Here is a 13,726-nt window from a genome sequence, read left to right as displayed (position 1 = left end):
GTCTCCGAAGTTCTGCAGACATTCTATGGATCCAGCGTTCGATAATCGGTTCATGCCGGAATTGCCAGAAGTTGAAGTCACCCGTTTGTCCCTGTCTGATCGTTTGACCGGGGCCCGGGTTGAGGGTTTGCGCCTGGGGAAAGCGCTGCGGTGGCCGCTGGGATGCTCGGCCGAGCAGGTGTTGGGTGCGCGCGTCGACGCCGTGGAGCGCATGGGCAAGTACCTTTGGCTGCCGCTGTCTGGCGAGGCCGCGCCGGCCGGTGGTCTGTTGTGGCACCTGGGCATGTCGGGTTCCTTGCGCCTGGTGGCGAACGGCACGCCCCCCGGGGCGCATGACCATGTCGATCTGCTCACCTCGGCCGGTGTCTTGCGTTTGACGGACCCCCGCCGTTTCGGGGCCGTCGTGTGGGGCGCTTCGCGACACGAGGGGCTGCCGGGCAAGCTCTTGTCCCGGCTGGGCCGCGAGCCTTTTGACCCGGCGCTGTCCGGGCCGGTGCTGCGGCAGGCGTGGCGCGGGCGTCGGGCTGCGATCAAGCCGGTGTTGATGGCGGGCGATGTGGTGGTGGGGGCGGGCAATATTTACGCATGCGAGGCCCTGTTTCGGGCCGGCATCGACCCCCGACTGGCCGCCGGGCGGCTCAGCGGCCCACGCTGCCAGCGTCTGTTGCAGGCTGTTCAGGACGTGCTCATGCAGGCGATTGCCGCGGGTGGCTCCAGCCTCAAGGATTTCAGCGCCGATGGCCATCTGGGCAATTTTCAGAACCTGACGGCCGTCTATGGCCGGGAAGGGCAGCCGTGTCGGATCTGTGCCACGCCAGTCAGGCGGGTGGTGCAGGCGCAGCGCGCCACGTACTTTTGCCCGAGGTGTCAGAAACGGTGAGAGTTGCATCGTCGGGATTCCTGACGCAGTTCCGTCTATCGGGATCCATCACGATGCGATAGCATGCGCCCATGATGCCCTCCTTTGTCAGCCAACTGGATGCCCTTGGGCAGTGGCGCAGCGACACCGATGCACGCCTGGCGGCGCTGGCGCGTTTTGCCCGCGAGCACGATCTGCTGGACGACGCCTCGTCCGAATGGTTCGAGGCCATGCGCCACCGGCTGTCGGGCGAAAAGCTCATGGTGGCGTTCGTGGCCGAGTTCTCTCGGGGCAAGTCCGAGCTGATCAACGCCATCTTTTTCTCGGACAAGGGGCGGCGGATCATGCCGGCCTCGGCGGGCCGCACCACCATGTGCCCGGTGGAGTTGGGCTACGACGCCGATGAGCCTGTGGGCCTGAGTCTGCTGCCCATCGAGACCCGGCTTGAAGCGCCATCGCTGAGCGAGTATCGCCGGGTGCCGGGGGCATGGCAGCGCTTCGATCTGGACCTGTCCAACCCGGATCAGATGGCCGAGGTGCTGGGCGAGGTCATGCGCACCCGTCGCGTGGACACCGATCAGGCCATGAAGCTGGGCTTTTGGCATGCTGAAACGCCCGAAGACAACCCGCCTCAGGATGCCGAGGGCTTGGTGGAGGTGCCGGCGTGGCGACATGCCCGCATCAACCTGCCCCACCCCTTGCTCAAGCGCGGCCTGGTGGTGCTGGACACGCCCGGCCTCAACGCGATTGGCACCGAGCCCGAACTGACCCTGGGCTTGCTGCCACAGGCACACGCCACGGTGTTCATCCTGGGCGCAGACACCGGCGTCACCAAATCCGACCTGGCCATCTGGCGAGACCACCTGTGTGGACCGGCGCTGGCCCGGTTTGTGGCACTCAACAAGATCGACTCCCTGGCCGACCCCTTGAGCACGCCCGAGCAGGTGCAGGCGGTCATTCAGCGGCAGTGCGAGAGCGTGGCCCACACCCTGGAGATCCCCGCCTCGCATGTGTTTCCGATATCGGCGCGCCAGGCCTTGGCCGCGCGCCTGCAGGGCGACGCCGATGCCTTGAACGGCAGTCGGCTTGAAGACTTTGAGCAGGCCCTGTCGGAGCGCCTGCTGCCCAAGCGGCGCGAGCATCTGGCGCAGTCGGCCTGCGACGGTGCGCAGCGCTTGCAGCAGCAACTGCAACGTCGCTTCGGTGAGATGCGGCGGCAGTACGCTGATCAGTTGCTGGAGCTGCGTGGACTCAAGGGCAAAAGCGCGGGCAAGGTTCAGTTGATGCTGCAGCGCGTGCAGGCCGAGGCCAGCGAGTTCGAGCAGTGCACCGCGCGTTTGCAAGCGATGCGGTCAGTTCATGCGCGCATGTTGCGGCATGCCTTGCAGGACCTGTCGGCCGACCGCCTGCGTCTGGAGGTGGACCAGTTGCAGCAGGTGCTGGGCGGCTCGTGGCTGCCGTTGGGGGCCAAAAAGGCGTTCCTGGAGCTGTGTCAGCGGCTTGGCGCCCTGATCGAAGAAGCCCAGCAGCGCAGCGACGAGATTCACGCCATGCTGTCGGCGTCGTATGCCAAGCTCAATGCCGAGTTCGGCTTCAGCCTGGCGGTTGAGGCGCCGCTGGAGGTGCGCAAGTACACCGAGGATCTGCAACTGATCGAGCGCAACTATGTGCAGTACTTGGGCCTCAGCCAGGCGTTTCGTCTGGCGCAGCCCGGTTTTCAGGAGCAGTTCCGTCGCATGCTGGTGTCCCGTTTGCGCGTGGTGTTTGAAACCGTGAGCAACGACATCGAGTTGTGGAACAAGACCGCGTCGTCGCAGGTGGACAGCCAGTTGCGCGAGCGACGCCGCAATTTCAAGCGACGTTACGAGTCGCTGGACCGCATCCAGACGGCGTCCACCGAGCTCGATGCCCGTTTGCAGGAAGTGCAGGCCATGGACGAGCGCGTCTTGCAGTTGCAGACCCGTTTGCAAACCCTGGTGGGTGAGGTGATCGTGCAGGCGCAGCCCACGACCGCCGAGGCCGCAGCGGCGCCGGATGAGTCCGGCATGCCTGATGCACACACCGAATCCGTGGGGTCGATGGCCAGCTCATGAGTGCCGATGATGTGCAGGGCCTGCTGGCGCGAGCCCAGGCCCTGAGCCCCGCGCTGGCTGATCGGCTGGTGGCTTGGCAGCGTCAGGAAGGTCGGCACCACCTGCCATGGCAGCAAACACGCGACCCCTACCGGGTGTGGCTGTCAGAGATCATGCTGCAGCAGACCCAGGTCAGCACGGTGCTGGGCTACTACGATCGTTTTTTGAGGGCGTTTCCGGACGTGCAGGCCCTGGCCACCGCCTCGTTGGACGAGGTGTTGGCTTTGTGGGCGGGCCTGGGTTACTACAGCCGGGCGCGCAACCTGCACCGTTGTGCGCAGGTGGTGGTCAGCGACCACGGTGGCCTCTTTCCTGGAAATGCCCAAGCTTTGGCGCAACTGCCGGGCATCGGCCGATCCACGGCCGCGGCCATCGCAGGCTTTTGCTTTGATGAACGCACGGCCATCCTGGACGGCAATGTGAAGCGGGTGTTGACCCGTGCATTGGCCTGGGGCGGCAACCTGTCGGTGGCTGCCCATGAGCGCGCCTTGTGGGAGGCCGCCGAGTTGGTGCTGCCCCAGCGGGCTGCGGACATGCCGGCCTACACCCAGGGCGTGATGGATTTGGGGGCCACCGTGTGCAGCCAGCGCAAGCCCAGTTGCCTGGTGTGCCCATGGAGCGACCTGTGTGAAGCCCGCCAGCAAGGCCGCCCCGAGGCGTTTCCGGTCAAGACCCGCAAGCTCAAGCGCTCGAAGCGCGAAAGCTGGTGGTTGTGGCTGGAGCATGACGAGCACGTGTGGCTGATTCAGCGCCCGGACACTGGCGTGTGGGCCGGGTTGTGGACCTTGCCCTTGCTGGACACCGAGTTGGCGGCGCTGGCCTTGACCCAGGCCTTGGGCGAGGGCGATCCTGAACCTCAACCGCCCATCGACCACGTGCTGACGCACCTGGACTGGCGTTTGCACCCCCAGCGCCTGGTGTTGGCGCGACCTGCCAGGCCGGCCGTGATGGGCACCCTGGCAGGGCCTGCCGTGGGGGGGGATGCCGCAGGCACCGGCCGGTGGGTGGCGCTGGATCAGTTGCACAGCGTGGGCTTGCCCGCGCCGCTCAAGAAGCTGCTGCCTGTGCATCGACCTTGACCGTCCGGTCGGCCAGCCGGTCGAGCTCGCGGGCTTCTTCCTGCACAAACGCCGTGATCATCGCGCGGTAGGTGGCCTCGACCACGGCCGGTGGAGCACCCACCTGGCGCGCCTGCGCCAAGGCCTGGCCGATCACGGTTTGCACCCGCTGAGGCGCCTGGACGTCCGCAGGCGTTTGTTTGAACCGGGCCGCCTGGCGCACGTAGTGGGCGCGTTCGGCCAGCAAGGCCACCAGCAAGCGATCCGCCTGGTCGATGCGCAGCCGCACTTCGGCAAGGCTGTCGCATTGAGCAATGAGGGGGGGAGCGATGTGCGGAGAAGGGGTCGATGAGGTCATGTCAAGCTCCTGAGGGTGTGCCCATCTCAGGAATGCCTACATGAAAAAAGCCGCCTGGATGGGCGGCTGTCGGTGGGGTGGCCCATCAGGGCCCGAAATCACGAACGCATGCCGCCTGAAACAAGGCAGCGCCACCACGAACCGGTGACCATGAGGTTGGCGTTCAGCATGCGATCCATGATGTGCCCATGCTACGCCGCAGTCCCGCCTGGCGTCAAGCGAGCGTGACCACCACGGGCGCGTGGTCGCTGGGGCGCTCGTTTTTGCGCGGCACCTTGTCGATCACGCAGGCCGTGGCGCGGGGCTGGAGGGCTTGGCTCAACAGGATGTGGTCGATGCGCAGGCCCTGGTTCTTGCGGAAGGCTAGGTTGCGGTAGTCCCACCAGCTCCACAGTCGAGGGGCTTGTTCAAACTGCCGGAAGGCGTCCGACAGGCCCAGGCCCAGCAGGCGCTGGAAATGCTCGCGTTCTTCCACCGTGCAGTGGATCTGGTCTTTCCAGCCCACCGGGTCGTACACGTCGTCGTCGGTGGGGGCGATGTTGTAGTCGCCCATCAGCACCAGGTTCGGGTGGCGCTGCAGCTCGTCTTTCACCCAGGCGTTCAGGGCCTCCAGCCAGGCCATCTTGTAGGCGAACTTGTCGCTGCCCGGGGCCTGGCCATTGGGGAAGTAGGCGCCAATCACCCGCACGGTGCCCAGCGTGGGGTGGGGCACGGTGCCGGCGATCACGCGGGCCTGTTCATCTGCAAAGCCCGGGATGTTGCGCACGATGTCGGTGGCCGGTTCGCGGCTGAGCAGGGCCACGCCGTTGTAGGTTTTCTGGCCGAACCACTGGGCGTGGTAGCCCGCCGCCTGCAGCTCGGCCGCCGGGAACTTGTCGTCGGTCAGCTTGGTTTCCTGCAGCACCAGGGCATCGACCGGGTTGGCGGCCAGCCAGTCCAGCAACTGGGGCAGGCGCACAGACAGGGAGTTGACGTTCCAGGTGGCAAGTTGCATGGGGAGGGTGCTCAATCGATCAGACGGCGGTAGGTCACGAAGGCAAAGCCGGGCTCGCCGGCAGGGCCTGCGGGGTGGGCTTCACGGCGCACGGCTTCGAACTGCGCGCGAGGCCAGCTTGGAAAGAAGGTGTCGGCCTCGAAGGTGGCGTCCACCTCGGTCAGCTCCAGCTCGTCGGCCAGGGGCAGGGCCAGGGCGTAGAGCTCGCCACCGCCCATCACGAAGGCCTTGGGGGCCTCGGCCACCAGGGCCAGGGCCTCGTCCAGACTGTGGGCCACCTCGGCGCCGGGGGCCTGCCAGGTGGTGTTGCGGGTGATGACGATGTTGCGGCGGCCGGGCAGGGGGCGGAAGCGCTCGGGCAGCGAATCCCAGGTGCGGCGGCCCATGATGACTGGGCAGCCCAGGGTGGTGGCGCGGAAGTGCTTCTGGTCGCGGCTGTCGTGCCAGAGCAGGTCGTTGTCGCGACCGATGGCGCCGTTGGCGGCCACGGCGGCGATCAGGCTCAGCACCTGGGGGCGGGCGGCAGCCATGCTCACACCGCCACCGGGGCCTTGATGGCCGGGTGGTGCTCGTACTCCAGCACTTCAAAGTCCTCGTACTCGTAGTCGAAGATGGAGTCGGGCTTGCGCTTGATGTTCAGCACCGGGTAGGGGTGGGGCGTGCGGCTGAGTTGCAGCTCGACCTGCTCGGTGTGGTTGCTGTAGATGTGGCAGTCGCCGCCCGTCCAGATGAAGTCGCCCACGTCCAGGTCGCACTGCTGGGCCAGCATGTGGGTGAGCAGGGCGTATGACGCAATGTTGAACGGCACGCCCAGGAAGATGTCGGCGCTGCGCTGATAAAGCTGGCAGCTGAGCTTCGGCTTGGCGCCTTCCGTCTGCGGCGGGGCCACGTAGAACTGGAAGAAGGCGTGGCAGGGGGGCAGCGCCATCTGGTCGATCAGGCCTGGGTTCCACGCACTGACGATGATGCGGCGCGAATCAGGGCTGGTCTTGAGTTGCTTGACGACTTCGGCAATCTGGTCGACATGGGTGCCATCGGGCTTGGGCCAGTTGCGCCACTGCACGCCGTACACCGGGCCCAGCGAGCCATCTTCACGGGCCCACTCGTCCCAGATGGTCACGCCGCGCTCTTGCAGCCACTTGACGTTGTCATCCCCACGCAGAAACCACAGCAGTTCGATGATGATGGATTTCAGGTGAACCTTTTTGGTGGTCACCAGGGGAAAGCCTTCGGACAGGTCAAAGCGCATCTGGTGGCCGAACACGCTGCGCGTGCCGGTGCCGGTGCGGTCGGTCTTGAGCACGCCGGTGGTGTGCACGTGGCGCATGAAGTCTTCGTACTGGCTGCGGACGGGTCGGCTCATGGGTGTTCTGGGCGTGAAAAGACAAACAGCCGGCCCCCAAAGGAAACCGGCTGTCTCATTGTCTCATCAGCCATGCGGTCCCGAGGGTGGCATGGCGATACGGCGATCAGGATTGACCCGGTTCGCGCAGGAAGATTTCCACGCGGCGGTTCTTGGCCTGTCCGGCGGCGGTGGCGTTGCTGGCGATGGGCTCGCGTGAGCCACGGCCGGCGGTTTCGATGCGGCTGGCTGACACGCCCCGATCGCTGAGATAGTCGCGAACGCTGTCTGCGCGGCGCTGCGACAGCGGATCGTTGATGGCATCGGTGCCGGTGCTGTCGGTGTGGCCGACCACGCGCACGATCATGCTGCCGTTCTGGCTGGCACCGCGTGCGAAGGCGTCGAGCACGCTGCGCAGTTCAGGCTTGATGGCGGCGCTGTTGCGGTCAAAGGAGATGTCGCTGGGGATGTCCAGCTTCAGCTGGTTGTCGGCCGTGCGTGTCACTTCGACTGGCGTGCCTTGGGTGGCGGCCTCCATCGCACGCTTTTGCTCTTCCATGTTGCGGGACCAGACATTGCCAGCCACAGCGCCAATGACGCCGCCAATGGCTGCGCCCGTGGCGGGCTTGCCGCCAGTGACCTTGCCCAGCACGGCGCCCGTCACGGCACCGATGGCGGCCCCCTTGGCCGTGGCCTGTTGCTCGGGCGTCATGTTGGCGCAGCCCGCCATGGCCAGCGCCACCAGGGCGGGCGCCAGCATCAGGGCGCGCGGCAGGCGTTGCATGCGAGACGACATTGCGTAGGGCTTCATGTGATGTTCTCCTTGGTGGGTGGCGTTTGCCGTTGCGTGTTCACATAACGCGGCAAGCACATGCCAGGATGACGGGTGGGCGACGGCCTTACCTTTCTTCACGTCCTGGGTCACGTGGGGCCACTGGCTGGCGTTGTGGGGGCTCCAAACTGCATGGATGCCAGTCGGGCGTACAGGCCGCTGCGGTCCATCAGTTCCTGATGGGTGCCGCTGTCGACCATCTTGCCACCGTCCATCACGATGATGCGATCGGCGTGGATGACGGTGCTCAACCGGTGGGCAATGACCAGGGTGGTGCGCCCCTTCATGGCCTGTTCCAGGGCGGCTTGCACCGCGCGTTCGCTTTCAGTGTCCAGTGCACTGGTGGCCTCGTCCAGCAAGAGCAGCGGTGCATTCTTGAGGATGGCCCTGGCGATGCTGATGCGCTGGCGCTGTCCACCAGACAGGCGCACGCCACGCTCTCCCAGGAAGGTCTGGTAACCCTCAGGCAAGGCCTGGATGAAGCCGTCGGCATGGGCTGCACGGGCGGCGGCCATCACCTCGTCGTCGCTGGCATCGGGGCGGCCATAGCGGATGTTCTCCAGCGCGGTGGTGGAAAACAGGGTGCTGTCTTGCGGCACGATGGCGATCCGCTGGCGCAGGTCTTCCAGCCGCAGGCGCTGGATGGGGGTGCCGTCCAGTTGCACTTCGCCATGCTGCGGGTCGTAGTAGCGCAGCAGCAACTGAAACACCGTGCTTTTGCCAGCGCCACTGGGGCCCACCAGGGCCACGGTTTCACCGGGGTAGATGCTCAGCGCCAGACCCTGCAGCGCCAGTTGCCCGGGACGCGAGGGGTAGTGGAAGCTGACCGCGCGCAGGTCCACGCGGGCACCGTCGGCCTGCGCGGGCAGCGTGGCTGGCTGGTCTGGCGAGGCGATCGGAGAGCGGCTGGCCAGCAGCTCCATCAGGCGCTCGGTGGCGCCAGCCGCTCGCAGGATGTCGCCATACACCTCGGACAAGGCGGCCACCGAGCCCAGCAGCAAAATGACATAGACCACCGTCTGGCCCATGTGTCCGGCCGTGATCTGGCCGGCCAGCACGGCCTGTGTGCCCTGGTACAGGCCCCACAGCAGGGCGCCGGTGGTGGCGATGATGATGAAGGCCACCAGCATGGCACGGGCGCGGATGCGCCGCTCGGCCGTGCGGAAGGCCTGCTCGGTGGCGTCATCAAAGCGCCGGGCTTCGCGGGCCTCGGCCGTGTGGCTTTGCACCACGGGCACGGCGTTGAGCACCTCGGCGGCGATGGCGCTGGCGTCGGCGATGCGATCCTGGCTGGCGCGCGAGAGTTTGCGCACCCGTCGTCCGTAGACGAGGGCCGGCAGCAGCAACAGCACCAGGCCGCCGATCACCTGCGCCATCACCACCGGGTTGGTGATGACGAGCATGACCAGGGCGCCGATGCCCATGATGGCGTTGCGCAGGCCCATGGACACGCTGGCGCCCACCACGGTCTGGATGAGGGTGGTGTCGGCCGTCAGGCGCGAGACCACCTCGCCAGTCTGCGTGGTTTCAAAAAACTCCGGGCTTTGCCGCAGCACGTGGGCGTACACGGCTTCTTTCAGGTTGGAGGTGATGCGTTCGCCCAGCCAGCTCACCATGAAGTAGCGGGCGGCCGAGAACACCCCCAGCGCCGCGCCCACGCCAAACAGCGCCAGAAAGTGTTCGCGCATTTGCATCAGGCGTTCACCGGGGTCGCTGGAGACCAGGCCCTGGTCGATCAGCAGGCGCAGCGCCATGGGCAGCGCCAGGGTGGTGAGTGCGGCCAGCACCAAAAACAAGGCCGCCAGCACCAGATGCCCTCGGTAGGGGCGCATGAAGGGCCAGAGCGCAGACAGGGCGCGCGGGGTGGTGCCCATGGGGGCGGTACGGCGAAGGTTGTCGTTGGTCATGGCAGGCTGAGAGCGTGCCAGATTATGGTCGAGCCTGCTTGAAGAGGCTTGCTTGCCGCTGACCTTGGACTTGGGTGCTTCAGGCCGGCACGGCGTAGTGGGCCGGCCCCATGAGGTCAATGCCGCAAGGCAATTGTTCAATCCAGTTGATGAACTGGCCCACGGCGGCGCCTCGCATCGGGGCACCGTGTTGCGGCACGATCATGTCGATCGGCAGGGTACGCACCATCTGAGCCCACAGGCGCAATACCTTGTTGGACACCATGTAGCGTTGGTGAAAGGCCTGCATGCCGTGGGGCAGGGTGTCCAGCGACTCGATGAATCGGCTGCACTCGCCGGGGGGCAGCATGGACGCGCCCAGATCGCCCGAGAACAGGATGCGGCTGACGGGGTCGTAGAACTGGAAGTTGCCTTCGGCGTGCATGAAGTGGGCGGGCAGGGCGATGAGTTCGCCCCGGCCAATGGGAATGCGCATGCCCTGATCGGGAATGCCCGCCACGCGCCCCGTGGTCTTGCCGGGTTTGCAGAAATGGGGCACGAAGCGCTCCCAGAGGGTCGAAACGTACAGCTTGGCTGTCGGCGTGGCCGTCATCCAGCGGTCCAGCGAGGCGATGATGTCGGGGTCGGCGTGAGAGGCGAGGATGGCCGACAGGCGTGAGGGCGCGAAATGCCGGGTCATGCCCAGGTACAGCTCGCTGTAGGCCAGGTTGCCACCCGGATCGATGATGGCGCCAGTGTCGTCATTGACCACCAGAAACTGGTTGGCCTGAACCGCCTCGCCCCCTTCGGTGCACAGGTCAGAAAACATCAGGCAGACATGGCCGCGACTGCGGAAGAGTTCGTGAGGCATGGATGGGCTCTGGAGCAAGGCGCCCAGCATAGGACGCCACCGCGCCACCCTCCTTAATCCAGATCAAGCCGAGCGAATCAGTCGGCTTGAAAAGCGGCCAGTGCGGCCTTGAGCATGTCGCGCTGAGATGTCGAACCCATGGCCTCGGATGGCCCCACCAAGTCGCATCGCACCACATGGCGTTGCGGCATGCTGCGCAACCAGGTGATCTGGCGTTTGGCCAGTTGACGGGTGGCCGCGATGCCCTGTTCCACCACCTGGGCCAAGACGGCAGCTTGCCGCAGGTCGTGCCCTGCATCCAGGGCTTCCCACACTTGGCGGTAGCCCACGCAGCGGATGGAGGGCAGACCCACGTGCAGATCGCCTCGCGCGCGCAGGCGATGCACCTCGTCGATGAAGCCTTGCTCGATCATCTGTTGAAAGCGCAGCGCCACACGTTGATGCAGCCAGGGCCGGCTGTCGGGCTCCAGCGAGACCAGGCGCGCAGGCACCTTCGGCGCGTCGCTGGCTTGCCGGCGGTGAAAGCTGGACAGCGGCCGTCCGGTGCTGTGCCAAACCTCAAGGGCGCGCTGAATGCGCTGGGTGTCGCCTGGCGCCAATCGCTGCGCGGTCACGGGGTCCACCAATGCCAATTGCTGATGCATGGCCGGGCTGCCTTCTCGCGCGAAGGCCTCGTCCAGACGGGCTCTGATGGCCGGGTCGGCGGCCGGCATGTCGTCAAGGCCCTCCAGCAGGGCCTTGATGTACAGCATGGTGCCGCCCACCAGCAGGGGGGTGCGCCCCCTTGCCCTGATGTCGGCCACCAGCCTGTGCGTGTCGGTCACGAACCGGGCAGCGCTGTAGTTGTCCCTCGGGTCGAGGATGTCGATGAGGTGATGGGGCACTTGCTGCCGCTCTTGTGCCGTGGGTTTGGCCGTGCCGATGTCCATGCCCTGGTAGATCAGGGCCGAATCAACGCTGATGATCTCCAGATCGATCTGCTGTGCCAGCGCCAGTGCCAGCGCGGTTTTGCCGCAGGCGGTGGGCCCGGCCAGAATCCACAAGGGCGGTTGGTGCTTGTTCATGCCGCACCGTCAGGCAGGCCGTGGCGCTGCACACGCCTCAGCGCGGTCCACGCGGTCAGGGTGCCTCCGAGCGCCACACCCAGTGTCATGGGGTGGACGGTGCCGGCCCATCCGGGCTGCGCAGACCACCACGCCAGCACCGCACCCACCACAAAGGCCAGGCTGGACAGCACGAAACCAGAGAGGGCGGAAGCAGCCCCCGCTTGCCGGGGAAAGGCCGCGACGACGCCCGTTTGGCCACAGGGTTGATGGATGCCGTGAGCGAAGGCGTACAGCCACATGCCCGGCAGCAGGGCGTAGGCTGACAGGGGCCAGCCCAGCACCCCTTGCCACACGGACAGGCCGGCCATGCACAGCCCCCCTGCCAGCGAACACCAGCCGGCCACGCGCACCGTGCCTGGCAGCCCACGCGCAGGCAGCACCTTGCGGCAGTAGATGGTGCCCAGCAGGTAGCTCAGGGACAGGGTGGCGCCCGACAGGCCGTACCAGGTGCGCGATTGCCCCAGCATGTCAATGAACACGAAGGCCGACAAGGCCAGATAGACGTACAGGCCCGCATAGGTGGACGAGGTCAGCAGCGTATGGGCCCGGAAGGTGGGGTGGCCGGAAATTTGCCACCATTGCCTGATCAGCAGCCCCCACCGCAGGTGCGGTTGTCGCCGGTCGTCAGGCAGGGTTTCAGGCAAACGACGCCACACGAACACCAGCAGCGCCAGCCCCGAGATCAGCATCAGCGACACGGTGGCGCGCCAGCCAGCCAGGGTGGCGGCCAGCCCACCCAGGACGGGCCCGACCAGCGCCAGGATGCCCAGCACGCTCATGCCCCGGGCCATCACGCGGGCGCCATCTTCAGGGGGGTACAGGTCACGCACCATGGCCCGGCCACACACCACGGCCGCCGACAGGCACGCACCTTGCGCCGCCCGCGCCAGCAACATCATGCCGGTGTGCACCGCCACGGTGGCCATCAGGCTGGCCAGCACGTAGCCTGCCAGGCCCCAACGCAGCACGGGTTGACGCCCGAAGCGGTCGGCGATCGGGCCGGACACCAGTTGCCCGATGCCGAACGCCATGATCAGCACCGACAGGGTCCATTGCGCGGTGGCGTTGCTCATGCCCAGGCCACGTTGCATTTCTGGCAACGCGGGCAGGTACATGTCGGTGCTCAGGGGTTGAAGGCCCGTCAGGCAGCCCAAGGCCGCCACAACCACCCAGGCGGGCAGGCCCTCACGCGAGGGCCCGGGGGCGGGCTCAGAAGCGTTCATGGGGGCCCAGGTAGCGCCATTGACCCAAAGGCAGCTTGCCCAGGGGGATGCGGCCCATGCGCACACGCTTGAGCCCGACCACCTTCAGGCCCACCAATTCGCACATGCGGCGAATCTGACGCTTGCGTCCTTCCTTGAGCACGAAGCGCAGTTGATGCTCGTTCTGCCAAGACACCTTGGCGGGCTTCAGGGCCCGATCGTCCAGGTGCAGGCCATGACGCAGGCGGTCGATGACCTCTGCGGGCACCACGGCAGAGACATCCTGGGCCTCGGGGTCGGCCAGCCATTGCACCCGAACCAGGTACTCTTTTTCGATCTCGGTGTCTTCGCCGATCAGCTGCTTGGCCACCCGGCCATCTTGCGTGAGCACCAGCATGCCGGTCGAGTCGATGTCCAGACGCCCCGCCGGCGCCAGCTTGCGCAGGTGCGCACGGTTGAAGCGGATGGGGGTGCCGTCATCCTTCCAGTGGTTGTCTGGCGTGATGAGCACCACCGCAGGTTCGTGGCCGTCTTCGGCCTGCCCGGACACATAGCCAATCGGCTTGTGCAACAAGATGGTGACGCGCTGGGCCTGCTGATCCCGCGCAGCCGGGTCGATGCTGATGTGTTGATGAGGGAAGATGCGCACGCCCAGCTCGCTGACCACTTCACCGTCCACGCGCACCCAGCCCTGCTCGATCCAGGTGTCGGCCTCGCGCCGTGACGCCAGCCCCTGCTCGCTCATCAGTTTGGACAGGCGCACCCGCCCATCGTCTTCACGCACGGGTGCGGGCGGCGTGGGTGCCTGGGTGGGCCGGGGCTGGGCGGGGCGAGGGCGGTGCTCTGTGCGGAGCTCTCCACGCGCTGGCCGCTCGGAGCGTTCGTGACGGTCTGGGTAGGCTGGCTGTGCCTGGCGTTCGGCGCGCTCTCGGCGTGCCTGCTCGGCCTGGGCGGCCGTGGGGCGCTGTCGTGGCGCGGTGCCACGCACTGGCGGTTTGAATCGCTGCTGAGCGGGCTCATCGCCGGCTGGCGAAGCCGCTGGGCGCGCAGGCAGCCCGATTTTTTTACGTTCGGTCATGGTGTGGG

At 66.5% G+C, this 13,726-nt stretch carries 13 protein-coding genes; 3 read left to right on the top strand and 10 right to left on the bottom strand.

From position 1 onward, the window contains the following. Window positions 1-52 precede the first annotated feature (52 nt). The 3 genes from mutM to mutY all read left to right on the top strand — a co-directional run bounded on the left by mutM (window position 53) and on the right by mutY (window position 4,070). Complete coding sequence (mutM, locus tag WNB94_RS02645; RefSeq protein WP_341388204.1) at window positions 53-880, top strand: bifunctional DNA-formamidopyrimidine glycosylase/DNA-(apurinic or apyrimidinic site) lyase; 828 nt, start codon at window positions 53-55, stop codon at window positions 878-880. Between the two features lie 71 nt (window positions 881-951). Beyond that, window positions 952-2,952 carry a dynamin family protein gene (locus WNB94_RS02640; protein WP_341388202.1) on the top strand — a complete coding sequence of 667 codons (2,001 nt, stop codon included), beginning with the start codon at window positions 952-954 and terminating at the stop codon, window positions 2,950-2,952. Then, window positions 2,949-4,070: an A/G-specific adenine glycosylase gene (mutY, locus tag WNB94_RS02635; protein WP_341388201.1), complete on the top strand. Its 1,122-nt coding sequence runs from the start codon at window positions 2,949-2,951 to the stop codon at window positions 4,068-4,070. Before WNB94_RS02640 ends, mutY begins: the two co-directional genes overlap by 4 nt. Here the strand turns inward: mutY and WNB94_RS02630 are convergent. The 10 genes from WNB94_RS02630 to WNB94_RS02585 all read right to left on the bottom strand — a co-directional run bounded on the left by WNB94_RS02630 (window position 4,039) and on the right by WNB94_RS02585 (window position 13,718). Continuing rightward, entirely contained in the window at window positions 4,039-4,407 is a 369-nt protein-coding gene (locus WNB94_RS02630; protein WP_341388200.1) for a chorismate mutase, read from the bottom strand. The two genes, mutY and WNB94_RS02630, sit on opposite strands and share 32 nt — an antisense overlap. 214 nt (window positions 4,408-4,621) lie before the next feature. Further along, window positions 4,622-5,401 (bottom strand): exodeoxyribonuclease III, encoded by a 780-nt coding sequence (locus WNB94_RS02625; protein ID WP_341388198.1) that lies wholly within the window; start codon window positions 5,399-5,401, stop codon window positions 4,622-4,624. Window positions 5,402-5,412: 11 nt separating this feature from the next. Then, on the bottom strand, window positions 5,413-5,931 hold the full coding sequence (locus WNB94_RS02620; RefSeq protein WP_341388197.1) for a dihydrofolate reductase: 519 nt from the start codon (window positions 5,929-5,931) through the stop codon (window positions 5,413-5,415). A 2-nt stretch (window positions 5,932-5,933) separates the two neighbouring features. After that, window positions 5,934-6,764 (bottom strand): thymidylate synthase, encoded by an 831-nt coding sequence (locus tag WNB94_RS02615; protein ID WP_341388196.1) that lies wholly within the window; start codon window positions 6,762-6,764, stop codon window positions 5,934-5,936. Between the two features lie 106 nt (window positions 6,765-6,870). Next, entirely contained in the window at window positions 6,871-7,554 is a 684-nt protein-coding gene (locus WNB94_RS02610) for a YiaD family glycine zipper/OmpA-like lipoprotein (protein WP_445819014.1), read from the bottom strand. A 110-nt stretch (window positions 7,555-7,664) separates the two neighbouring features. Continuing rightward, on the bottom strand, window positions 7,665-9,482 hold the full coding sequence (locus WNB94_RS02605; protein ID WP_341388195.1) for an ABC transporter transmembrane domain-containing protein: 1,818 nt from the start codon (window positions 9,480-9,482) through the stop codon (window positions 7,665-7,667). 79 nt (window positions 9,483-9,561) lie between these two features. Continuing rightward, window positions 9,562-10,332, bottom strand: a complete 771-nt coding sequence (locus tag WNB94_RS02600; protein WP_341388194.1) for an oxygen-binding di-iron domain-containing protein — start codon at window positions 10,330-10,332, stop codon at window positions 9,562-9,564. A gap of 77 nt (window positions 10,333-10,409) precedes the next feature. After that, on the bottom strand, window positions 10,410-11,396 hold the full coding sequence (miaA, locus tag WNB94_RS02595; RefSeq protein ID WP_341388193.1) for a tRNA (adenosine(37)-N6)-dimethylallyltransferase MiaA: 987 nt from the start codon (window positions 11,394-11,396) through the stop codon (window positions 10,410-10,412). Further along, a complete protein-coding gene (locus tag WNB94_RS02590; protein WP_341388191.1) occupies window positions 11,393-12,661 on the bottom strand; it encodes a multidrug effflux MFS transporter in 1,269 nt (422 codons plus the stop codon). Before WNB94_RS02590 ends, miaA begins: the two co-directional genes overlap by 4 nt. Next, a complete protein-coding gene (locus tag WNB94_RS02585; RefSeq protein WP_341388190.1) occupies window positions 12,648-13,718 on the bottom strand; it encodes a pseudouridine synthase in 1,071 nt (356 codons plus the stop codon). The genes WNB94_RS02590 and WNB94_RS02585 overlap by 14 nt, the downstream gene beginning before the upstream one ends. Window positions 13,719-13,726 lie beyond the last annotated feature (8 nt).

It is taken from the genome of Aquabacterium sp. A3 (assembly GCF_038069945.1).
GTDB lineage: Bacteria > Pseudomonadota > Gammaproteobacteria > Burkholderiales > Burkholderiaceae_C > Aquabacterium.
Note: the sequence above shows the minus strand (reverse complement) of the source record. Positions and strands in the feature narration are given on the sequence as shown.